The 21,699-nt window shown below is 63.7% G+C and carries 20 protein-coding genes and 1 tRNA gene; 8 read left to right on the forward strand and 13 right to left on the reverse strand.

The window, feature by feature from the left end:
* Nucleotides 1-183: 183 nt before the first annotated feature.
* From ACO550_RS00415 to recA, 7 genes are all read right to left on the reverse strand, one after another.
* Nucleotides 184-723 carry a pilin gene (locus ACO550_RS00415; RefSeq protein ID WP_315596914.1) on the reverse strand — a complete coding sequence of 180 codons (540 nt, stop codon included), beginning with the start codon at nt 721-723 and terminating at the stop codon, nt 184-186.
* 262 nt (nt 724-985) lie between these two features.
* Nucleotides 986-1,681, reverse strand: coding sequence for a TerC family protein (locus ACO550_RS00420; protein ID WP_315596913.1), 696 nt, complete (start codon nt 1,679-1,681; stop codon nt 986-988).
* Nucleotides 1,682-1,995: 314 nt separating this feature from the next.
* Nucleotides 1,996-2,877 (reverse strand): succinate--CoA ligase subunit alpha, encoded by an 882-nt coding sequence (sucD, locus tag ACO550_RS00425; RefSeq protein WP_315596912.1) that lies wholly within the window; start codon nt 2,875-2,877, stop codon nt 1,996-1,998.
* 58 nt (nt 2,878-2,935) lie between these two features.
* Nucleotides 2,936-4,102, reverse strand: a complete 1,167-nt coding sequence (sucC, locus tag ACO550_RS00430; RefSeq protein ID WP_315596911.1) for an ADP-forming succinate--CoA ligase subunit beta — start codon at nt 4,100-4,102, stop codon at nt 2,936-2,938.
* Nucleotides 4,103-4,191: 89 nt separating this feature from the next.
* Nucleotides 4,192-4,863 carry a DUF2889 domain-containing protein gene (locus tag ACO550_RS00435; RefSeq protein WP_315596910.1) on the reverse strand — a complete coding sequence of 224 codons (672 nt, stop codon included), beginning with the start codon at nt 4,861-4,863 and terminating at the stop codon, nt 4,192-4,194.
* Between the two features lie 355 nt (nt 4,864-5,218).
* Nucleotides 5,219-5,689 carry a recombination regulator RecX gene (recX, locus tag ACO550_RS00440; protein WP_485993920.1) on the reverse strand — a complete coding sequence of 157 codons (471 nt, stop codon included), beginning with the start codon at nt 5,687-5,689 and terminating at the stop codon, nt 5,219-5,221.
* Between the two features lie 78 nt (nt 5,690-5,767).
* Complete coding sequence (gene recA / locus ACO550_RS00445) at nt 5,768-6,829, reverse strand: recombinase RecA (protein WP_315596803.1); 1,062 nt, start codon at nt 6,827-6,829, stop codon at nt 5,768-5,770.
* A 236-nt stretch (nt 6,830-7,065) separates the two neighbouring features.
* Between recA and ACO550_RS00450 the strand changes: the two genes are divergently transcribed.
* The 5 genes from ACO550_RS00450 (at nt 7,066) to ACO550_RS00470 (ending at nt 12,020) form a co-directional block, all read left to right on the forward strand.
* Nucleotides 7,066-7,755: a response regulator gene (locus tag ACO550_RS00450; protein ID WP_315596802.1), complete on the forward strand. Its 690-nt coding sequence runs from the start codon at nt 7,066-7,068 to the stop codon at nt 7,753-7,755.
* Between the two features lie 12 nt (nt 7,756-7,767).
* A complete protein-coding gene (locus ACO550_RS00455; RefSeq protein WP_315596801.1) occupies nt 7,768-9,342 on the forward strand; it encodes a sensor histidine kinase in 1,575 nt (524 codons plus the stop codon).
* Nucleotides 9,339-9,689, forward strand: coding sequence for a sodium/substrate symporter small subunit (locus ACO550_RS00460; RefSeq protein WP_315596800.1), 351 nt, complete (start codon nt 9,339-9,341; stop codon nt 9,687-9,689). Before ACO550_RS00455 ends, ACO550_RS00460 begins: the two co-directional genes overlap by 4 nt.
* Nucleotides 9,690-10,034: 345 nt before the next feature.
* Nucleotides 10,035-11,732, forward strand: a complete 1,698-nt coding sequence (locus tag ACO550_RS00465) for an MFS transporter (RefSeq protein WP_315596799.1) — start codon at nt 10,035-10,037, stop codon at nt 11,730-11,732.
* A gap of 211 nt (nt 11,733-11,943) precedes the next feature.
* A tRNA-Met gene (locus ACO550_RS00470) sits at nt 11,944-12,020 on the forward strand.
* Nucleotides 12,021-12,143: 123 nt separating this feature from the next.
* Here ACO550_RS00470 and panP read toward each other — a convergent pair.
* The 3 genes from panP to ACO550_RS00485 form a co-directional block, all read right to left on the reverse strand.
* Nucleotides 12,144-13,838, reverse strand: a complete 1,695-nt coding sequence (gene panP, locus ACO550_RS00475; RefSeq protein WP_485993923.1) for a pyridoxal-dependent aspartate 1-decarboxylase PanP — start codon at nt 13,836-13,838, stop codon at nt 12,144-12,146.
* Between the two features lie 85 nt (nt 13,839-13,923).
* Entirely contained in the window at nt 13,924-15,357 is a 1,434-nt protein-coding gene (locus tag ACO550_RS00480) for a D-aminoacylase (RefSeq protein ID WP_315596797.1), read from the reverse strand.
* Between the two features lie 14 nt (nt 15,358-15,371).
* On the reverse strand, nt 15,372-16,373 hold the full coding sequence (locus ACO550_RS00485) for a tripartite tricarboxylate transporter substrate-binding protein (RefSeq protein WP_315596796.1): 1,002 nt from the start codon (nt 16,371-16,373) through the stop codon (nt 15,372-15,374).
* 115 nt (nt 16,374-16,488) lie between these two features.
* Between ACO550_RS00485 and ACO550_RS00490 the strand changes: the two genes are divergently transcribed.
* Complete coding sequence (locus tag ACO550_RS00490; RefSeq protein ID WP_315596795.1) at nt 16,489-17,418, forward strand: LysR substrate-binding domain-containing protein; 930 nt, start codon at nt 16,489-16,491, stop codon at nt 17,416-17,418.
* On the opposite strand, the gene ACO550_RS00495 is transcribed toward ACO550_RS00490, so the two are convergent.
* Nucleotides 17,403-18,023 (reverse strand): response regulator, encoded by a 621-nt coding sequence (locus ACO550_RS00495; protein ID WP_315596794.1) that lies wholly within the window; start codon nt 18,021-18,023, stop codon nt 17,403-17,405. The two genes, ACO550_RS00490 and ACO550_RS00495, sit on opposite strands and share 16 nt — an antisense overlap.
* Here ACO550_RS00495 and ACO550_RS00500 point away from each other — a divergent pair.
* Together ACO550_RS00500 and ACO550_RS00505 are read left to right on the forward strand one after the other, a co-directional pair.
* The gene (locus tag ACO550_RS00500; RefSeq protein WP_315596793.1) at nt 18,022-18,249 is read left to right on the forward strand and encodes a hypothetical protein; all 228 of its coding nucleotides are present in this window, start codon (nt 18,022-18,024) and stop codon (nt 18,247-18,249) included. The two genes, ACO550_RS00495 and ACO550_RS00500, sit on opposite strands and share 2 nt — an antisense overlap.
* A gap of 94 nt (nt 18,250-18,343) precedes the next feature.
* Nucleotides 18,344-18,790, forward strand: a complete 447-nt coding sequence (locus ACO550_RS00505; RefSeq protein ID WP_315596792.1) for a universal stress protein — start codon at nt 18,344-18,346, stop codon at nt 18,788-18,790.
* A gap of 62 nt (nt 18,791-18,852) precedes the next feature.
* Here ACO550_RS00505 and ACO550_RS00510 read toward each other — a convergent pair whose 3' ends face one another.
* Together ACO550_RS00510 and ACO550_RS00515 are read right to left on the reverse strand one after the other, a co-directional pair.
* Nucleotides 18,853-19,902: a serine/threonine protein kinase gene (locus ACO550_RS00510; RefSeq protein WP_315596791.1), complete on the reverse strand. Its 1,050-nt coding sequence runs from the start codon at nt 19,900-19,902 to the stop codon at nt 18,853-18,855.
* Nucleotides 19,903-19,913: 11 nt separating this feature from the next.
* Entirely contained in the window at nt 19,914-21,527 is a 1,614-nt protein-coding gene (locus ACO550_RS00515) for a DEAD/DEAH box helicase (protein ID WP_315596790.1), read from the reverse strand.
* Between the last annotated feature and the right edge of the window lie 172 nt (nt 21,528-21,699).

The following is a 21,699-nucleotide window of genomic DNA, read 5'->3' on the forward strand; positions in this document are numbered from 1 at the left end:
GGCGGAAATCTTCACGGGGTCACGGCAAGTCAGTTTTGATGTAACGCAATACGCCAAGAAATGTCGCAATTGAAAACGGATGCAATGCAATTGGTGCAAGACGCTTGCCCACAGATATTTCCGAGAAACGAACCGGACGGCGCAACACATGCGATTCGTTTCTCGTGGTGACTTGCTACGTGATTACTTGTCGCCCTCCGTCACCAGTTGCACGCAGGACTTCGGCAGGAATTTCTTGTCCGCCGAGGACTGGCACAGCCATGTCACCGAGCCCTTGTCGGCATTGCCCATCGTCAGCTTGATGTACTTGCCGACCAGTCCCTTGGCAATGCCGTCATCCTTGAAGTTGGCGGTAATGGTGCAGCCGCCTGCTTCGGTTGCGGTACCGCCAACCTGGACACTCTTGATGTAGCTGCCGGCGATCGATGCCGCCGCGGGAATGCCGTCGGTCGGCCCGCTCGCATTGTCCGGACAGACGCCCGTATGCGAGAACGATTCGGTGACCGATGCCTTCTGCCCCGCCGCCAGGTTGATACCTTCCGATAGCTGCGAACGTGCCACGTAGTCCTGGTATTGCGGGATGGCGATGCCTGCCAGGATGCCGATGATGGCCACCACGATCATCAGTTCGATCAGCGTGAAACCACGTTCGGCCTTGCTGAAGGCATGAGGATGGGTAGAACCCTGCGAAGCACTGCCGATGGCTTTGAGTCTGCGTTGCATATTGACCCCTTTCAATGATGTGTTGAATGGAAAGTTGCGTGCCGCACCGCGCTTGAGGAATGCGTGCGGTGCGGCACGGGGTCATGATCGGCAGTACGTGGGAGGTGCTCCAATGACCTCGGACAAGTCCGAACCGGTAGTCGGAAAAGTTAAAAAATCCGCAGGAGTCCGTGGCGTAAACGCCGCGCTCCGGTGTTGCAAAAACAAAACGGGCGACCCGCAGTGGGTCGCCCGTTTCAGGCTCGCGATATCAGCGTCGTGCTCAGGCGGTCTGTGCGCTGCGTCGTTGCAGCAGCTTGCCGAGTAGCACCACCAGCACCGCACCAGCGATGCCGAACACCAGATGGGCGTGCGGCACGTTCACCTGGAACCATGCGGCATCCACCGGATCGCTGACCAGCATTTCTCCGGCCAGGTAGCCCAGCAGCGCGGCGCCCAGCACGATGATGATCGGGAAACGTTCCATGACCTTGAGCAGCAGCGTGCTGCCGAACACGATCAGCGGAATCGACAGGCCCAGGCCAATGATCAGCAGCATCAGCTGGCTGCCTTCGGGACCCTTCTGCGCGGCGGCGGCCACGGCCACCACGTTGTCCAGCGACATGACCAGGTCGGCGATCAGGATCGTGCGGATGGCCGCCCAGATGTTGTCCTTCGCGTCGTGTCCGTCTTCGCCGTCGTCGCCGGTCAGCAGTTGCACGCCGATGTAGACCAGCAGGACCGCGCCCACGATCTTCAGGTACGGCAGGCTCAGCAGCTTGACTGCGGCCACGGTCAGTACCACCCGCATGATGATGGCGGCGGCGCTGCCCCAGAAAATGGCCTTCTTCTGCTGGGCAGGGGGCAGGTTGCGCGATGCGAGCGCGATCACCACGGCGTTATCGCCCGACAGGACGATATTGGTCAGGATGATCGATCCCAGCGCAAGCCAGAACGAGCTGCTGGACAACAATTCCACGGCAAGACTCCTCGTATTACAAAGTTATGTTCCGTGCCCACAAGCAATGACAACTGCGGACTTTCGGATGTCTGAACTTCCAGACATGAAGATTTATCGTACGAACCTTTCGATTCGATTTCAACCCGGCGTCAAACGGCTCGGGACTTACCCTAGCATCTTCGTCCCGCCAGAACGACATTGCCCCCGCGTCTGAGGCGGGGGCAATGTTTCGTGGCCAACGCACCGTCATGTGAACGATGCGCGCCACCGGTAAAGCTACCTGCCGCATGGACCACACAGGCCCCATGCGGCACGGCTTCCGCCTTGATGGCTTACAGCTTTGCCTTCAGCAGGCGCGCCATTTCCGACGGGTTCTTGGTAACCGTGATACCGCAGGCTTCCATGATTTCCAGCTTGGCCTGGGCCGTATCGGCACCACCCGAGATCAGCGCGCCAGCATGGCCCATGCGCTTGCCCGGAGGCGCGGTCACGCCGGCGATGAAGCCAACCACCGGCTTCTTCATGTTTTCCTTGATCCAGTAAGCCGCATTGGCTTCGTCCGGACCACCGATTTCACCGATCATGACCACGGCGTCCGTATCCGGATCGTCGTTGAACATCTTCATCACGTCGATGTGCTTCAGACCGTTGATCGGGTCGCCACCGATACCGACGGCCGACGACTGGCCCAGGCCCAGCGCGGTCAGCTGGCCCACGGCTTCGTACGTCAGCGTGCCCGAGCGCGACACCACGCCGATGCGGCCCTTGCGGTGGATGTGACCCGGCATGATGCCGATCTTGATTTCGTCAGGCGTGATCAGGCCCGGGCAGTTCGGTCCCAGCAGCAGCGTCTTCTTGTTCTGCTTGCGCATCTTGTCCTTGACTTCCATCATGTCGCGGACGGGAATGCCTTCGGTAATGCAGACCACCAGGTCCAGGTCGGCGTCAACGGCTTCCCAGATTGCGGCAGCGGCGCCGGCGGGCGGCACGTAGATCACCGACACGGTGGCGCCGGTCTGTTCCTTGGCATCCTTGACGCTGGCGTAGATAGGAATGCCTTCGAAATCTTCACCGGCCTTCTTCGGGTTCACGCCGGCAACGAACGCGTTCTTGCCGTTGGCATAGTCGCGGCAGCCACGGGTGTGGAACTGGCCGGTCTTGCCGGTGATGCCCTGGGTGATGACCTTGGTGTCCTTATTGATCAGAATGCTCATTTGCTAGTCCTTTTTGTCGTCCCGCCGGGCTGTGGCCCAGGCGGCAACGAGGTTGTCCTTACTTGCCAGCGGCAGCGGCTACGACCTTCTGGGCAGCTTCTTCCATGGTGTCGGCCGAGATGATCGGCAGACCGGATTCAGCCAGCATCTTCTTGCCCAGGTCTTCGTTCGTGCCCTTCATGCGGACGACCAGCGGCACGCCCAGTTGCACGGCCTTCGAAGCCGAGATCACGCCTTCGGCGATCACGTCGCAGCGCATGATGCCGCCGAAGATGTTGACCAGGATGGCTTCAACGTTCGGGTTGCTCAGCATCAGCTTGAACGCCTCGGTCACCTTCTCGGTGGTGGCACCGCCGCCCACGTCCAGGAAGTTGGCCGGCTCGCCGCCGAACAGCTTGATCGTGTCCATCGTGGCCATGGCCAGGCCGGCACCGTTCACCAGGCAGCCGATGTTGCCGTCCAGCGAGATGTAGGCCAGGTCGAACTTCGAGGCTTCGATTTCGTTGGCGTCTTCTTCGTCCAGGTCACGGTACGCAACGATTTCCGGGTGACGGAACAGTGCGTTCGAGTCGAAGTTGAACTTGGCGTCCAGCGCGATGACCTTGCCGTCGCCGGTCAGGATCAGCGGGTTGATTTCGGCCAGCGAAGCGTCGGTTTCCCAGAACGCCTTGTACAGGCCTTGCAGTGCCTGGCGCGCTTGCGGCACGCTGGCGTCGGGCACGCCGATCTTGCGGGCGATGTCGTCGGCGTCCGAATCCTTCAGGCCTTCGGCCGGATCGACCAGCAGCGTGTGAATCTTTTCCGGGGAATGGGCAGCGACTTCCTCGATGTCCATGCCGCCTTCGCTCGAGGCCATCAGGGCCACCTTCTGCGACACGCGGTCAACCACCAGCGAAACGTACAGTTCCTTCTTGATGTCGGCGCCTTCCTCGATCAGCAGGCGATTGACCTTCTTGCCTTCCGGACCGGTCTGGTGCGTCACCAGGGTCATGCCCAGGATGTTGCTGGCGTAGGTCTTGACCTCGTCGATGCTCTTGGCCACCTTCACGCCGCCGCCCTTGCCGCGGCCACCTGCGTGGATCTGTGCCTTGACAACCCACACCGGGCCGCCGAGCTGCTCAGCGGCCTTCAGAGCCTCTTCGAGCGAGAAAGCCGGGATGCCGCGCGGAACCGGCACATTGTATTTGCGCAGGATTTCCTTGCCTTGATACTCATGGATATTCATGCGTGTTTCCTTTCGGGTAGGCGTAAAGGGATGGGAAAAATAGTTGGAGACGAAGGGCTTGCGCCTGTTTCCTGAGCCGACCGTGACGGTCAGCCCGACGTACCGTTGGGCCGGTGGGCCAGGGTGTCTTCGCCACCTGATGCCGGGGCATCGGCGCGTGACGCGGTCTGGGGGGACGACGCCGCAGCGCCGGCTTTCGGTTTCGGCTGGTGACCATACCAGCGCGGGTAAAACTGGCGAACCACCTCGCCCTCGAAATGGAGCGCATGGCAGCCATGGAGTTGCATCGGTGGTTCGGGATTCGTATCTTCAAGGCCATCGCGGATCTTGAACACATCGCCCGCGAAGGCCTGGATGGCGGTGGTCGGCAAGACGCCGGCCAGTTCGGTGAGATGGGTGCAGCCGTCGATACTGCCCAGGCGCTCGCGCACCGCCTTGCGGAACCCCTTCATCAGGTTCAGGCCGATCAACTGACGGTAGGCCGGGCCAATCGTGTCGCAATGAGTCGGATATGGCACCCAGTCGGAACAGGCTTCGGCGTCCACGATGTTCAATCGCAGGTCGATCGTCACGCGCAACCACAAGTCGTGCAACGGCTGGCCTTCAGGCCTGACCCGATTGCCCGCCAGCGCGATGTCGCGTGGCTTGGTATCGGTCAGGCGTGCCTCGATGTCCCACAGGCCGTCATCCCGCAAATACGCCTCGGCCGTGATGGCACGGCGGTGACGCAAGGCTCGGGTGACAGGCGGGGAAAGCGGCATGACAGCAGGGGCTGAAGCGGCAGGCTCTTGTGGCGAAAAATCGGGGGCAACCGGGCAAAAACCGGCTAAACATCGCGGCAGACGGCCCGGCACCAGCCGGACGGCCGCCTTGGCCGGGAGAACTCGTGGAGTTTAACATGCCGCGCCGCTTTGACCGGGAACATCCTGCGCACCCGCTTGTATGGCACCGATTGTTGCGGCGGCAAACCCGGCAAACCCGCGCCACACAACGGATCCCGGCCGATGAGGAGCGTGGCCGCTGCGTTGCACCAGTGGTACGACAACTGCCTTGACGCGCGCTTGAATACCCCTTATGCGTACGCAGGTATGCAGATGGCTACCCGCCCTGCTCTCCTTACTCGCCCAACTCTTCTTGCGCGTCTTCTTCAGCGCCGCGGATGATCTTGCCGATCACCGCGCGCGAGAAACCGCGCGCCATCATGAAACGGATCTGCTTTGCACGTGCCTCGGGTGAATCGGGTGGCACGCCGAAGCGTTTGCGCCAGACCTCGGCCGCACGCTCCACCTCGCTGTCGCGCAGGCGTTCCTGCAGATCGCGCAACTGATCGTTGCCCAGCTGGTGGGTCTTGGCTTCCTGCATCACGCGCGCGGCGCCGTACCGGCTGGCGCGGCGATGCACGAGGCTGTCGACGAAACGGTCGTTGGACAGCCAGTTTTCGCGCTCCAATGCATCGAGCAAGGCCTCCACCTCTTCCGCCGATTCGGCATGCGGAGCCAGCTTGCGGGACAGTTCGGCACGGCTGTGCTCGCGACGGGACAGGTAGCCCACTGCGCGGGCTTTCAAGGAGAGGGGTGGGCGGGGCATCCGGGAGTTCTGCCAGCTTCAAAACAAAAAAGCCGCCGCACAACCATGCGACGGCCTTCCTTTACAACAACGTCAACCTCAGCCGTCGATCTCGGCCGGTGCGCCAACCGCGGCATTGGTCGGGGCCACGCCGAGTGCTGCACGGACCTTGTTCTCGATCTCCGCCGCAATATCGGGGTTCTCGCGCAGGTATTCGCGCGCATTGTCCTTGCCCTGGCCGATCTTGTCGCCGTTGTAGCTGTACCACGCGCCCGACTTCTCGACGATCTTGGCGTCCACGCCGAGATCGATGATCTCGCCCTGGCGCGAGATGCCCTGGCCATAGAGGATGTCGAAGAATGCCTCGCGGAACGGCGGCGACACCTTGTTCTTGACCACCTTGACCTTGGTCTCGTTACCGATCACATCATCGCCCTTCTTGATCGAGCCGATGCGGCGGATATCGAGACGCACCGACGCGTAGAACTTCAGCGCGTTACCGCCCGTGGTGGTTTCCGGCGAACCGAACATCACGCCGATCTTCATGCGGATCTGGTTGATGAAGATCACCAGGCAATTGGTACGCTTGATGGTGCCGGTCAGCTTGCGCAGCGCCTGGCTCATCAGGCGGGCCTGCAGGCCCGGCAGCGAATCGCCCATCTCGCCTTCGATTTCGGCCTTCGGTACCAGCGCGGCCACCGAGTCGATCACGATCAGGTCGATCGAGCCCGAGCGCACCAGTGCGTCGGTGATTTCCAGCGCCTGTTCACCGGTATCCGGCTGCGAAATCAGCAGGTTGCCGACGTCCACGCCCAGCTTGCCCGCGTATTGCACATCGAGGGCGTGTTCCGCGTCGATAAACGCGCAGGTGCCGCCCAGCTTCTGCATCTCGGCCACCACCTGCAGCGTCAGCGTGGTCTTGCCCGACGATTCCGGGCCGTAGATCTCGACCACGCGGCCGCGCGGCAGGCCGCCGACACCCAGCGCGATATCCAGGCCCAGCGAGCCCGTGGACACCACCTGGATATCCTGTTCGATTTCCCCATCGCCCAGACGCATGATCGAGCCCTTGCCAAACTGCTTCTCGATCTGGGAGAGCGCGGCGGCAAGCGCCTTCTGCTTCTCAGCGCTCACGCCGGCGCCGGCCTTCTTGTCGTCCATGGTCGTCCTTCAGTCAATGGTGTATAAATAGGCCGCATGCGGCGCGGCGCCTGATTTTCAAGCCTTTTCCGGGATCTTCCCCAGGGCTGGGGCGCCTGGCCCGGCACTGCGCAGCACCCTTCCGGGGCAGCTTGCGCGGAATGTCGGGTACTGTATAAAAAAACAGTATGCTTGGCAAGCCCCACCGGTTCCGCAGCCGGCGGCAGGCGATGCCGGCCCCCTGGGTGGAGACAATCATGCGGATTCTGATCGCCGAAGATGACGATGTGCTGGCAGACGGCCTCACACGATCGCTACGCCATTCCGGCTATGCGGTGGATCACGTTGCCAATGGCCTGGAAGCCGATTCCGCGCTCTCCACGCAAACCTTCGACTTGCTGATTCTAGACCTCGGCTTGCCGCGCATGCCCGGGCTCGAAGTGCTCAAGCGGCTGCGCGCACGCGGCGCCATGCTGCCGGTACTGATCCTGACCGCGGCCGACGGCGTGGACGAGCGCGTCAAGGGCCTGGACCTTGGCGCCGACGACTACATGGCCAAGCCATTCGCGTTGACCGAGCTTGAAGCGCGGGTACGGGCGCTGGTGCGGCGCGGCGCCGGTGGCGGTGCCACCCTGATGCGCCATGGCCCATTGGCGTTCGACCAGGTCGGGCGCATCGCCTATCTCAACGAGCAGATGCTGGACCTTTCGGCACGCGAGGTCGGCCTGCTGGAAATCCTGCTCACGCGCAGCGGCCGGCTGGTATCGAAGGAGCAACTGGTCGACCACCTGTGCGAATGGGGCGAGGAAGTCAGCAATAACGCGATCGAGGTCTACGTGCATCGGCTGCGCAAGAAGATCGAGGTTGGCGGCATTCGCATTGCCACCGTGCGCGGCCTGGGCTACTGCCTCGAGAAATTCCAGCCGGCCGTGGCTGCGCATGGCTGACGACGAGCACCCATGAGCCTGCTGCGCCTGCCATGGCGACGCCAATCCGCCGCAGGCGCCCCCCGCCCGCCCGACGCCGCCCGCCCCACGCTGGCGGATGCCGCGGCCGAGGACGCCGCGCTGGCCGATGCATTGCCGCACCTCGAGGAGACTTCGGCCCATCCGGCACCGCGCTCGCTGTTCGGTGAGATCCTCGACTGGATGCTGGCCCCGCTGCTGCTGCTGTGGCCGATGAGCATCGCCGTCACCTACCTGGTGGCCAAGTCGATTGCCAACGGCCCGTTCGACCGCTCGCTGGAAGCCAGCGCCATCGTGCTGTCGCAGCAGGTGCGCGAAGTCAATGGACGCGTGACGCTGCAACTGCCGCTGTCGGCGCGCGAGATCCTGCGCGCCGACGAAACCGACAACATCTACTACCAGGTGGTGGGCCGGCGCGGCGAGTATGTGGCCGGCGACCATGACCTGCCGCTGCCGTCCGAGGATGAGGAGGGCCACGCGGGACTGGTCTCGCTGCGCGACGATCGGGTGGCCGGCAACGATGTGCGCGTGGCCTATACCTATGTCGACCTGAAGAATGTCGGTGGTCCGCAGCCGGTGCTGGTACAGGTGGCCGAAACGCTCGACAAGCGCGCGCGGCTGGCCAATGAAATCATCAAGGGCGTGATCCTGCCGCAGTTCGTGATCCTGCCGCTGGCCGTGGTGCTGGTATGGTTCGGACTTACGCGCGGACTCGCACCGCTCACCGCGATCCAGCAACGCATTCGCGCGCGCAACCCCGGCGACACGAGTCCGATCGACGAGCGCGCCGCACCGCAGGAAATCACGCCGCTGGTGGCGTCGTTCAACGACCTGCTCGCGCAGCTCGACCAATCGGTACAGACGCAGAAGCGCTTTATCGCCGATGCCGCGCACCAGATGAAGACCCCGCTGGCGGGCCTGCGCATGCAGGCCGAACTGGCCCAGCGCGAACAGTCGCCCGAGGAATTGCGCCGTTCGCTGGCACAGATTGCCGGCAGTTCCGAGCGCACCGCGCACCTGGTGACGCAGTTGCTTTCACTGGCACGCATGGAGAACCTGGCCGGCGTGGGTGGCATGGCGCCGCTGGACCTGGCCACGCTGGCGCGCGACGTGGTCAAGGACTGGCTGCCGCAAGCGTGGGCGCGTTCGATCGACCTGGGCCTGGAGGCCGACGACCATCCCGTGATGATCACGGGCAATCGCTTGATGCTGACCGAGATGCTCAACAACCTGCTCGACAATGCCATCCGCTACACCCCTGCCGGAGGCAATGCCACGGTACGCGTGACACGCGATGCGTTCGAGCCGTTCGCCTACCTGGATGTGGAAGACACCGGGCCAGGCATTGCACCGGCCGATCGCGAACGCGTGATGGAACGCTTCTTTCGCGTGCTCGGCACCAATACCGAAGGCAGCGGCCTGGGGCTGGCCATCGTGCGCGAGATCGTGCAGCAGCATGGCGGCGAAGTGACCATTGCCGACAACGTCTACCAGGCGTCGCCACGACTGGCCGGCACGCGCTTTCGCATTACCCTGCGCCGGACCGAACCCGAAGAGACGCCGGCATGAGAAAGGCGCCACGCGACCGGATGACGCCGCAGGAGCGGCGCGCCTGGCACCACAACATGCGCTGGATCGGCGCGCTGCTGGCGGCGTGGTTCATGGTCACGTTCGTCGTGAGCTGGTTTGCGCGCGACCTCCAGTTCGATTTCCTGGGCTGGCCATTCTCGTTCTGGATGGCAGCGCAGGGTTCACTGATCCTCTACGTGCTGATGGCCGCGCTGTACGCGTGGCGCATGAACCGGGCCGACGACGAGGCGCATGCGCTCGAACAGGCCGAGGCCGGAGCCGACGCACACCCGGCCCCGCCCGCGCACCCTGACAACGGCACCGTCCCCGGCAAGGGTTCGCTGTAAGGATTCGCTGTAAGGCATCGCGAAGGATCCCTTGTAAGGGTTTCCTCGCACCCCGTCCGGAATGCTGCAGAGCAAGAGCGGCATGCAGCGCATTGCCATGCGCCCTGCAGGAAAAAGTGCATCGCAATGCAGCATGACCGGGGGTCGATGCAGGGTCACCCTGCTCAGCGTATACCCCGACGAATTCTGCACAATTTACGCCAAATCTGTCAGAACTCAGTAAGTTTCGCCTCCCACAATCGTTGCAGCCTTGGTGAATGGGCCGGCATGCGCACACGCGCGGACCTTCTCCGGGGATCGTTTTTTCGACGGAAGACGCATAGACGGCAACGGAGGAGACAACAAATGGCAAACGCGCATAACGCGGGAGCCGTGCCTGGTCGCACGGCTCACAATGCGCCGATGACGAAGGAAGAGAGAAAGGTCATTCTGGCCTCTTCCCTAGGCACGGTGTTCGAGTGGTACGACTTTTACCTGTACGGTTCGCTGGCGGCGGTCATCGCCAAGCAGTTCTTCGCGGGTCTGGACCCGACCTCGGCATTCATCTTCGCACTGCTGGCATTCGCGGCAGGCTTCATCGTGCGCCCGTTCGGCGCACTGGTGTTCGGCCGCCTCGGCGACATGATCGGCCGCAAGTACACCTTCCTGGTGACCATCCTGATCATGGGCCTGTCGACGTTCATCGTTGGCCTGCTGCCCGGCTATGCCACCATCGGCTGGGCGGCCCCGATCATCCTGATCCTGCTGCGCATGCTGCAGGGCCTGGCACTGGGCGGCGAGTACGGTGGCGCCGCCACCTATGTGGCCGAGCACGCGCCGCACGGCAAGCGCGGTGCGTACACGGCATGGATCCAGACCACGGCCACGCTGGGACTGTTCCTGTCGCTGATCGTGATCCTGCTGGTGCGCGAAGCCACGGGCCCGAACTTCGACGTCTGGGGCTGGCGCATTCCGTTCCTGGTCTCGATCCTGCTGCTGGCCATGTCGGTGTACATCCGCCTGTCGATGAGCGAGTCGCCGGCCTTCCAGAAGATGAAGGCCGAAGGCAAGACCTCGAAGGCACCGCTGACCGAGGCATTCGGCCAATGGCGCAACCTGAAGATCGTGATCCTGGCGCTGGTGGGCCTGACCGCCGGCCAGGCCGTGGTCTGGTACACGGGTCAGTTCTACTCGCTGTTCTTCCTCACGCAGGTGCTCAAGGTAGATGCCAAGACCGCCAACCTGCTGATTGCCGGCGCACTGGTGATCGGCACGCCGTTCTTCATCTTCTTCGGTTCGCTGTCGGACAAGATCGGCCGCAAGTGGATCATCATGCTGGGCTGCGCGCTGGCCGTGCTGACCTACTTCCCGCTGTTCAAGGCGCTCACGCACTACGCCAACCCGGCACTGGAACGCGCCCAGCAATCGGCCCAGATCGTGGTCACGGCAGATCCGAAGACCTGCTCGTTCCAGGGTAGCCCGATTGCCCGCGAGATCGATTTCCGCAGCTCGTGCGACATCGTCAAGCGTACGCTGGCCCAGGCATCGGCCAGCTATGAAGTGGTGCAGGCCCCGGCCGGCACCGTGGCTTCGGTCAAGATCGGCGACAAGGAAATCAAGGCGTTCGACGCCGGCGTGGCCGGCGGGGTCTTCGACGACGCCAGCAAGAAGCAGATCGCCGAATTCAAGAAGGCGGTCAGCACCGAGATGTCGTCGCACGGTTACCCGACCAAGGCCGACCTGGCCCAGATGAACACGATCATGGTGCTGGTGATCCTGGTCATCCTGGTGATCTACGTGACGATGGTGTACGGGCCAATCGCGGCCATGCTGGTGGAAATGTTCCCGACCCGCATCCGCTACTCGTCGATGTCGCTGCCCTACCATATCGGTAACGGCTGGTTCGGTGGCCTGCTGCCAACGATCTCGTTCGCACTGGTGGCGCAGAACGGCAACATCTACTATGGCCTCTGGTACCCGATCATCATCGCCGCCATGACCTTCGTGCTGGGCGCGCTGTTCATACGCGAGACCAAGGACGTGGACATCTACGCCAACGACTGAGGCAAGGCAACGCTTCAACGCATCAACGAAAAATCACCGGAGGGATACGACCGGTAACCCTCGCTCAGGATGGCTGGCCCACCAGGCCAGCCGCTCCTTCCAGGCAGACCTTCGGGTCTGCCATTTTTTTGGGCAAGCGACAAAGCTTGAAGAAAGTTGTCATGAGGGTGTTGACAGGCCGCAAACCACAGGTATAATTTCGGTCTGCGTTGGCGAATTAGCTCAGTTGGTTAGAGCGACGGAATCATAATCCGCAGGTCCGGGGTTCGAGTCCCTGATTCGCCACCATCTATTTGAAAAGCCGCAATCTCGCAAGGGATTGCGGCTTTTTACTTTGGTGCCTGGTGCTTTGGTGCCTTCTTGCTTGAAGCGCTTCGGGAGCGCGCCTCGTAGCGAGGCGCAGGCCCAATCCTATTCGCCGATCGATGCCACCAACGCCATCAGCGGCGCCAGCATCGGGCTCCGCGCCGCAAGCGCGCGCTGCTCTTCAAGAATGTCCCGCAGGATCTCGTGCGTCGTGTCGGGGTTGGCCAGCACTACCCTGAACACCGCGATGGCCCGGCCATCCCATTGCGAGGATGTCAGTTGGGTACGCGACACAAACGAGCGCCCCGCATCGCGTTGCATCTCCTGGATGCTGATTGTCAGTGCATCGAGCGCTTCAAGGATTGGCTCGCGCTGCCCGGCGGAGGCCGATGCCAGCGCGGCACGAACCGGCTCCGGAATGTAGCGATAGGTCAGGATGCACAGCTGCGGCCGGCTATCGAGCTCGAAATCGGGTTGTTGTTCGATCAGCGACGCAAAGTACTTCGCATTGTCGATGCCGGTATCGATCAGCGTGGCCAGCCCCTTGCGCCCCAGCAGATGCAGGTTCGCATAGAGCATCACGGCGGCCGCGCCGCGCGAGCCTTCGAGCGTGTGCCGCCCCAGATCGACCGAGCCCTTGCGCACGATGTAGTTCGCATGCTGGATGATGTCCTGCGTCCATGCCGGATCACGGAACAGCACCATGCCCGCACCCATCGGCACGTAGAACTGCTTGTGGGCATCGATGACGACCGAGTCGGCGCGCTCGATGCCGGCAAAGCGGCCGCGCTCGCGCTCCGACAACAGCGTTGCCCCACCCCACGCCGCATCGACGTGAAAATGGCAGCCCACCTCCTGCGCGACATCGGCAATCTCATCGAGCGGATCGACCGCGCCGGTTTCCGTGGTACCCGCGATCCCGACAATCGCCATCGGCCGGATATTGCGTTGGCGCAGATCCTGAAGCGTCTCACGCAGCCGGTCTACGCGCATGCGCCCATCCTGGTCGACAGCCACCGGAATCAGGTTGTCGCGGCCGATGCCGAGCAGATCGGCAGCCTTGCGCAGCGAATAGTGGCCACGCTCGGACACGACGATGGCCAGCCCATCGTAGCCATAGTGCCGCAGCGCCGCCACCAGGCCCGCGCTGTTGATACCGGCAAATCCATCGCGCGCGCGCAACACGTGATTCCGGCTGGCCCACAGCGCCGTCAGATTGGCCGTAGTGCCGCCCGAGCAGAACGCACCGAGCGAATGCTCGGCGCTGTGCAACCATTGCGCATAGAAGTCATGCTCCCGCCCGAACACCAAGCGGTGCAGCATGCCGATGACCTGACGCTCGAGCCCCGTCAGCGCACCCGAGGTTTCCAGCTTGACCACGTTCTGGTTCAGCGCCGCCACGATCTTGGCCAGCGACGGCATGAACGATGGCAGCGATGACGTCATATGACCAACAAAGGTCGGCGACGCCACGGGCATGACATGACGGAAGACATCGTGCAGCAGATGATCGGCATGAAGCTTTGGCGCGGTCGGATTCTCCGGCAACTCCACCGAGGTGAACGCCGCCTCGCGCGTCACACATGCACCGACCGGATCGAAATCCTCGCCCGCGAAGAAATCGGCGGGGTGATAGGCAATGCGCTGCTCCAGATCCTCGAACGCGCCACGATCCGCATCGAACCAATGCAACGGGCAGTCGTCGCCCGCGCCTGATTCAGGGGAAGACCCCTCGCGAGAGTTGTCTGATGTCTTCGGCTTCGTCCTCGACTGCGACTTCGTTTGCGCCTTCATTTGCATTGCCCGGTCCAGTGCGGTGCCGCCGCTGATGCGGCACCGATTGGCTGGGATTATGCCGGATAAGGCGAGGAAGTTGAGAACGGCCTCAACGCACGCCGCGCCGCAGGCTGCGCCCCGGCCTTGCGCCGCTTGCCGCACCGTGCTCCCACACCACCTGCCCATTCACGAACACGTGGGCTATGCCTGCCGATGGCCGTTGCGGATCAAGATAGGTCGCGATGTCCTTGACGGTGTGCGGATCGAACACCGTCACATCGGCGGCATTCCCTTCGCGCAGTTCGCCACGCCCGGTCAGGCCGAACGCATGCGCGGTCATGCCAGTCATCTTGTGGACGGTTTCCTCGAGCGACAGCAAGCCGAGATCACGGCTGTAGTGGCCAAGCAAACGCGTGAACGTGCCCCACAGGCGCGGATGCGGATAGTCGTCGGACGGAATGCCATCGGAGCCGATCATGGTGTCCGGGTAACTGAGCACCCGTTGCACATCGCCTTCGTCCATGAAGAAATACATGCCCATGCCCGGCATGACGCGATCGAGTGCCTCGCCACGCGAGCATTGCCATTCCAGCGCCAGGTCGGACAGTTTGCGGCCAGCGCTGCCGGGCTCCGAACGCGAATACGTGATCAGGATCTCGTCGCTGATGGCCAGGCGCTCCTTGCGCAGCAGCGATGACGATGCGGTGTATGGATAGCAGTCGAGACAGATCTTCTGCATGCGGCCCAGCTCGCCAATACGCGCCAGCGTTTCATGCGTACGGCCGAAATTCGGCTTGCCGATGACCTTGTGATGCGAAATCACAAGCTTGACTTCAAGCGCGCGCGCGATGTGGGCCGACTCCTCGATGGCCTCGATCACGCCATCGCCCTCGGTGCGCATATGCGTGGCATAGACACCACCGAACTGCTTGAGGTCGCGACCCACGCCGATGATCTCGTCGGCCGGCGCCGAAGCCGCGGGCGGATAGAACGTGCCAGTCGACATGCCGATCGCGCCCTGCTCCAGCGCGGCATTGGCTGCCGCACGCATGGCCGCGATTTCGGTGGCGGTTGCCGCGCGATCGAGATCGGCCTGATGCACCGCGCGCAATGCGGTATGCCCGACCAGCGACGCGACATTGAGCGCCGCCGGCGCGGTATCGAGCGCATCGAGATACTGGCCAAACGCCGCGAAGCGCCATTGCGGCTCGACAGTGCGCAGCGGCAATGGCGGATCGCCACCGGTCTGCTTGTACGGTGCCAGGCTGATGCCGCAGTTGCCGTTCACCACGGTGGTTACACCCTGGGAGATCTTGGGCACCATGCCGGGCGTTTCCAGTACCGCGCGGTCATCGTGCGCATGGCTGTCGATAAAGCCGGGCGCCACCACCAGCCCACTGGCATCGATCTCGCGCAGCGCACGTTGCCCGGTTGCATCGCCGATAAACGCGATCCTGTCGCCTTGCAGTGCCACGTCCGCACGGTAGCGTGCGGCGCCAGTGCCGTCGATCACGTCGCCGCCGCGCAATATCACATCGAACATTGTTCTTCTCCTGGTCAGTCGAGCTTGATATCGGCCTTGCGAATCACGTCACCCCATCTGCGACTCTCCTTGCCGATCATCTGGGCAAACGCTTCGGGCGATCCGCCTACCACCACCGAGCCGTTCTGCTCGGCATCCTTGCGGGTGGCGGGTAGTTGCAGATATGCATTGATCTCGCGGTTCAGGCGCTCCACCACGGCCTTCGGCGTACCGGTCGGCGCCACGATGCCACCCCATGCGTTCACCTCGAAACCGGGCAGGCCAGACTCTTCCATGGTCGGCACATTCGGCAACACCGGCAGCCGCGCCTTGCTGGTCACGGCAATCGCACGAAGCTTGTTGCCCCGTACCGCGGCGATGATCGACGGAACATTGTCGAACATGAAGTCGATCTGTCCGCCGATCACGTCGATCTGCGCCTGCGGCGCGCCGCGATATGGAATGTGGCGGAACTCGATATGCGCCTGGTCCTTGAGCATCTCGCCGCTCAGGTGGCTGGTGGTGCCATTGCCGCCCGAGCCCATCGTGAGCTTGCCCGGATTCTTGCGCGCGTAGTCGATCAGTTCCTTGAGGTTATGCACCGGCAGGCTGGTGCTCACGGCGAGGATGTTCGGAACCGTGGTGGTGGCGCACACCGGCACAAGGTCCTTGTCAGCGTCGTATCCGGGCTTGGCCAGCAGGCTGCGGTTGATGGCCATCGTCACGATATTGCCGAAACCGATCGTGTACCCGTCCGGGCGACTACGGGTCAATGCCTGCATGGCGATACTACCGGCAGCACCGGGACGGTTGTCGATCACCACCGAAGTACCGAGCTTGTCGCCCAGGTACTGCGCGAGCTTGCGGCTCGACTGGTCCGGCGTGCTGCCGGCGGCGGCCGGCACCACCAGCGTGATCGGCTTGCCGGCCGGCCATTCGGCGGCCTGGGCGCCGCTGGCGGCACCCGCCATGGCAAGCAGTGCTGAAACCGTACCGGTTTTAATAATTTCAATGGCTCGAAGCATCTTGGGCGTCATGGTCGGCAACCTCGCGGCATGCGTGCAAAGTCTATGGGAACGCGCTATGGTGCGCCCAGGCGCGCGCCGCTGTATATCGAGAAATCGGCAAGCGGTCATTCCTTTTTTCAATGACATGAAACACCCAGCCAGACGCCATATCCCTTCGGTGGTGAACCTGAACACGTTCGAGACGATTGCCCGGCGCGGCAGCGTGACCGCGGCAGCCGACGAGCTCGGCTTGAGCCAGGGTGCCGTCAGCAAGCAGTTGCTCGACCTCGAGAGCTTCCTGGGCACGCCGCTGTTCGAACGTACCAATGCACGCCTTGTCCTGAGCGATGAAGGCGCCGGCTATCTGGCGCGCATCCGCCCGCTGCTAGACCAGCTGGAAGCGGCGACGGTTGCCGCCTCGGGCGCGGCTCGGCGAATGCACGAGGTACGGTTCTCGGTGCCCAACACGTTCGGCCTGCTGTGGGTCATGCCACGCCTGTGCGGCTTCGCCGCGGCACACCCGGAGATTCGCATCCACGTCGCCAACCATATCGGCGCGATCTCCCTGCGCGATGCCGGCCTTGATGCCGCCATTGTCTTTGCCGAAGACGGGCTCGACGATGAAAGCGCGGATCTGCTGCACAGCGTCAGCAGCCTGCCCGTGGCTTCGCGTGAGCTGGTGCATGGGCGCCTGCCGCTCCCGGCCCGGCGCATCGCCGCATTACCGCTGCTGTACCACACCACGGCGCCGAGTGCCTGGGCCAGCTACCTGCGCGATCTCGATGCCGATATCGAACTGCCGCTCGCTGCCGGCACCCAGTACAACCTCGTGACGTTCGCACTGAAGGCCGCCGAAGCCGGGCTCGGCGCTGCGCTGGTACCGGACTATGCGTGCGCGGACAGCCTGCGCGATGGGCGCGTGATCCAGCTCAACCGCGCATCCGTGCCGTCGCGACGGGGGTACTATCTGGTACGCCGTGCCGATCGCGCCGATGTGCCCGCGGTGCGCGTCTTGAGGGAGTGGTTGCTCGACCGTCGGGCCGCCAAGGGCGACGCCGCTCAACAGGCGAGCTGATGCAGCTTGGCGAACTCGGCCAGTTCGATGACCGAGCCGAAGCCAAGCTTGGCCATGATGCTGGTCTTGTGCGAGCTGACGGTCTTGTTGCTGATGCCGAGCACATGCGAGATCGCCTTGTTCGAATGCCCTACCGCCAGGAAGCGCAACACGGTGAGCTCACGCCGGCTCAGCAGGCTGGCGGGATCCGCCGGATTGGCGGCGGCGCGGCGAATGGTCGGCAGCGAGGCCAGCGGAAACGCGGCATAGCCACCCATCAACGCACGCACTGCATTGGCCAGCCCGTCCAGGCCCGCACCCTTGTCGATGTAGCCGTGGGCGCCGCCCAGCAACGCACGCTCCGCCGCCTGCCGCATCGCCGACTGCACCAGCACCCGCGTGCCCGGCCACGTGGATACGATTTCCTCCAGCACGGCATCGCCCGGCAGATCCGACAACTGCAGGTCCAGCAAGACCAGGTCCGCCGCCCGCTCGCGCAATGCATGCAAGGCTGCGACGCCGGTATCGGCAAAGCGCACTTCGCCGATGCCGGCCTGGTTGGTCAGTATCTGGCCAGCGGCGTGGCGGATGGCGGGATGCGTATCGATGATGAGTGCTGTGGGCATGGCGATTCTCCTTGTGAACAGCCCGCAGCATAGGTTTTCCGCCACGCCGCCGGATACGGAATGGTCCTGTTTTGAAAACGGAAAACTCTTGGCATTCATGGGGAAATTTCAGATGTTGTGGAGTTATGGCCAGCAACGCGGGCGCCCGCAACGATCCCGCTTTGTAGGTGCACGAAAGTCGATTGATGACAATCGTGAAATCCTTATAAATTTCACAGGGATTTGATCTAGCTTACGGTGTGAGCGCCCCTTGCGTGCCATGATGACCACATGGCGCCACCCCCGCGCGCCTGCAGTTTTTCGACCCAGGAGATTGCGTCATGCCCCATATCGTTCTTGCCACCGACGGCTCCCCGTTCAGCGATGCCGCCGCGCGCTTCCTTGCCAATGGCAAACTGCTGCAACCCGGTTTCACGGTGCACGTGATTCACGTATCGCCCGACGTCACGGGACAGGTACGCGCATTTGTCAGCAAGGAAACGATCGAAGCCTGGCACAACGAGGCCAGCGAGAAGGCCACCACATCGGTTTGCGCGATCCTCGAAGCGGCGAACATTCCGTTCGAGCGCCACGCGCTGCACGGCTACCCGCCGGAGAAGATCCTTGGCTATGCGAAGTCGGTCAGCGCCGACGCCATCGTCATGGGCACCCATGGACGCGGGTCGTTCTTCGATGCAGTGATTGGTTCGGTAGCGGGCCGGGTACTGGCCCAGGCCGATTGCCCCGTGGTGATGGTCAAGGCGGGCAAGGACGGACAACCGGCGTGAGTGTCCTGACCGTCCTGATCAAACCGATGCCGCTGTAGCGCCGGGCGTTCGACGATGGACGCTCAGGTCGCCCAGAGCGGCGGTTCGTCCATCAGCGCGATCTGTTCGCGCAGTTCGAGAATGCGGTCCTGCCAGTAGCGCGCAGTGCCGAACCACGGAAATGCCGCCGGGAACGCGGGATCGCGCCAGCGGCTGGCCAGCCATGCGCTGTAGTGCAGCAGGCGCAGCGTGCGCAGCGCTTCGACGAGCCACAGTTCACGCGTATCGAACTCGGCAAAATCCTCGTAGCCGGCCACGATGTCGGCCAACTGGTCCTGCATTGCCGCACGGTCGCCTTCGAGCAGCATCCACAGGTCCTGTACCGCGGGGCCCATGCGGCTGTCGTCGAAATCCACGAAATGCGGGCCGGGCGTGCCACGACCGCGCGCATCCGCCTCATCGATCCATAGCACGTTGCCGCGATGGCAGTCGCCATGCAGGCGCAGCACACGTACATCGCCAGCGCGTTCGTAGCAGCGCCGCACGGCATCGAGCGCCAGATCCACCGCCGCACGCCATGGCGCGAGCAGGTCGGCGGGAATGCAGTCGTGTTCGATCAGGTAGTCGCGCGGCGCCACGCCGAAGGTCTCCGGATCGAGCGTCGGACGCGCCAGATACGGTGCCGCAGCGCCGGCCGCATGGATTCGGCCGATGAACCGGCCCAGCCACGTGCGCGTGTCGGCCTGGTCCAGCGCAGGTTCGCGGCCACCGCAGCGCGCAAACACCGCAAAGCGGAAACCTGCGTGCGTCAGCAGCGTACCGGCCGGTTGCCCGTCGACACTGGCAGTCAGTGCCGGGACCGCCGGAATTTCAGCATCGGCCAGTTGCTGGACGAAGGCGTGCTCTTCGAGAATGGCCGCGTCACTCCAGCGGCCCGGCCGATAGAACTTGGCAATAACCGGCGCGGCATCCTCGATGCCGACCTGCCAGACACGATTCTCGTAACTGTTCAGCGCCAGCAGACGACCATCCGGATAAAACCCCGCTGCCTCGAGTGCATCGAGAATGCACTCGGGCGTCAGTCCCGCATAGGGAACTTCGGCGTGCGACGGAGCGTTATCGGACGAGGTCATCTGCTTCCCGTTCAGGGTGCGGGCTTGCGATTACCGCCCAGCAGCGCGGCCTGCGGCGCCGGACGACGATTACGTGCCGGCGGTGCGCCAGCAGTGTCCTGTGCCGGACGCGCTTGCTGCGGGCGGGCCTGCTGCGGACGCTGGCCGGCCGGCTTGGCGTTTGCGGCACCACTGCCATTGGCATTGCGGGCCACGTTGCCGTTGCGCGCGGCATTACCGGCATTGCTACCGTTGCCACCACCATTGCGGCCTTCGGCGCGCGCCGGCTGGCCGGCTTGCGCCGGGCGTTGCTGACGCGGGGCGTCCTGACGCTGGCCTTGCGCCGCACGCGGCTGGCGGCGCTCGCCACCGTTGCCGCCATTGCCATTGCCTGCGCCGTTGCCGCCGGCGCGGGGCTGGGCGCCACGACCCTGGCCACCGCCATTGCCGCCGCGTTGCTGACGGCCCTTCTGGATCGGCTCGGCCGCGATACTTGGGTCCACCTCAAACCCTGGCAGCACCACCTGTTCGAGCTGGCGCTTGATCAGGCGTTCGATATCGCGCAGCAGACCGTGTTCGTCGACGCACACCAGCGAGATCGCTTCGCCTTCGGCACCGGCGCGACCGGTACGGCCGATGCGGTGCACGTAGTCTTCGGGCACGTTCGGCAGATCGAAGTTCACCACATGTGGCAGTTGATCGATATCGATGCCGCGCGCGGCGATATCGGTTGCCACCAGCAGGCGCAGCGTGCCGGCCTTGAACTCGGTCAGCGCGCGCGTGCGCGCTGACTGGCTCTTGTTGCCGTGAATCGCCAACGCGGACAGCCCGTCCTTGGTCAACTGTTCCGCCAGGCGGTTGGCGCCATGCTTGGTTCGCGTGAACACCAGCACCTGGTGCCAGTCGTGCTGGCGTACCAGATGAGCCAGCAGTTCGCGCTTGCGGTCGCGGTCCACCGGGAACACGCGTTGCGCCACGGTCTCGGCCGTGGTGTTACGGCGTGCCACCTCGATCGAGGCCGGGTTGTTCAGCAGACGATCCGCGAGCGCGCGGATATCGTCCGAGAACGTGGCCGAGAACAGCAGGTTCTGGCGCTTGGCCGGCAGGATGTTCAGGATCTTGCGGATATCGTGGATGAAGCCCATGTCGAGCATGCGGTCGGCTTCATCGAGCACCAGCAGTTCAATCTGCGACAGGTCGACGGTGCGCTGCGACACGTGGTCGAGCAGACGGCCGGGCGTGGCCACCACGATGTCCACACCGCGCTTGAGCGCATCGATCTGCGGGTTGATCCCAACGCCGCCGAACATCACCATCGAGCGCAGCTTCAGGTACTTGCCGTAGTTGCGCACGCTTTCCTCGACCTGGGCGGCCAGCTCGCGTGTGGGCGTCAGTACCAGCGCGCGCACTTGCGGGCGGGTGCCGCGCGCCGCGGGGTTACGCGCCGCGGCATCGGACAGCAACTGCAGCATCGGCAGCGTGAAGCCAGCCGTCTTGCCGGTGCCGGTCTGGGCCCCGGCGAGGAGATCGCCACCTTTGAGAATTGCGGGAATGGCTTGCGCCTGGATCGGGGTCGGCGTGGTGTAGCCCTGTTCGGCCACGGCACGCACCAGCTTGTCGGACAAGCCGAGTTCGGAAAAAGACATGAATTGACGCTTCGGCCGCCCGTCGCGCAACGGATGTGCGCCAATCGTGGGGCGGCTCGGGTAGAAAACCGTACCTGAGGGTCAGGGCCGGCGGGATGGGTCGATTGCCCCCGCTCCCGGGCTGGAAAGGTCCGTAGTGTACCAGTCTGTGGAAACCGCCGTACCGATGTCG

Source organism: Cupriavidus sp., assembly GCF_057315035.1.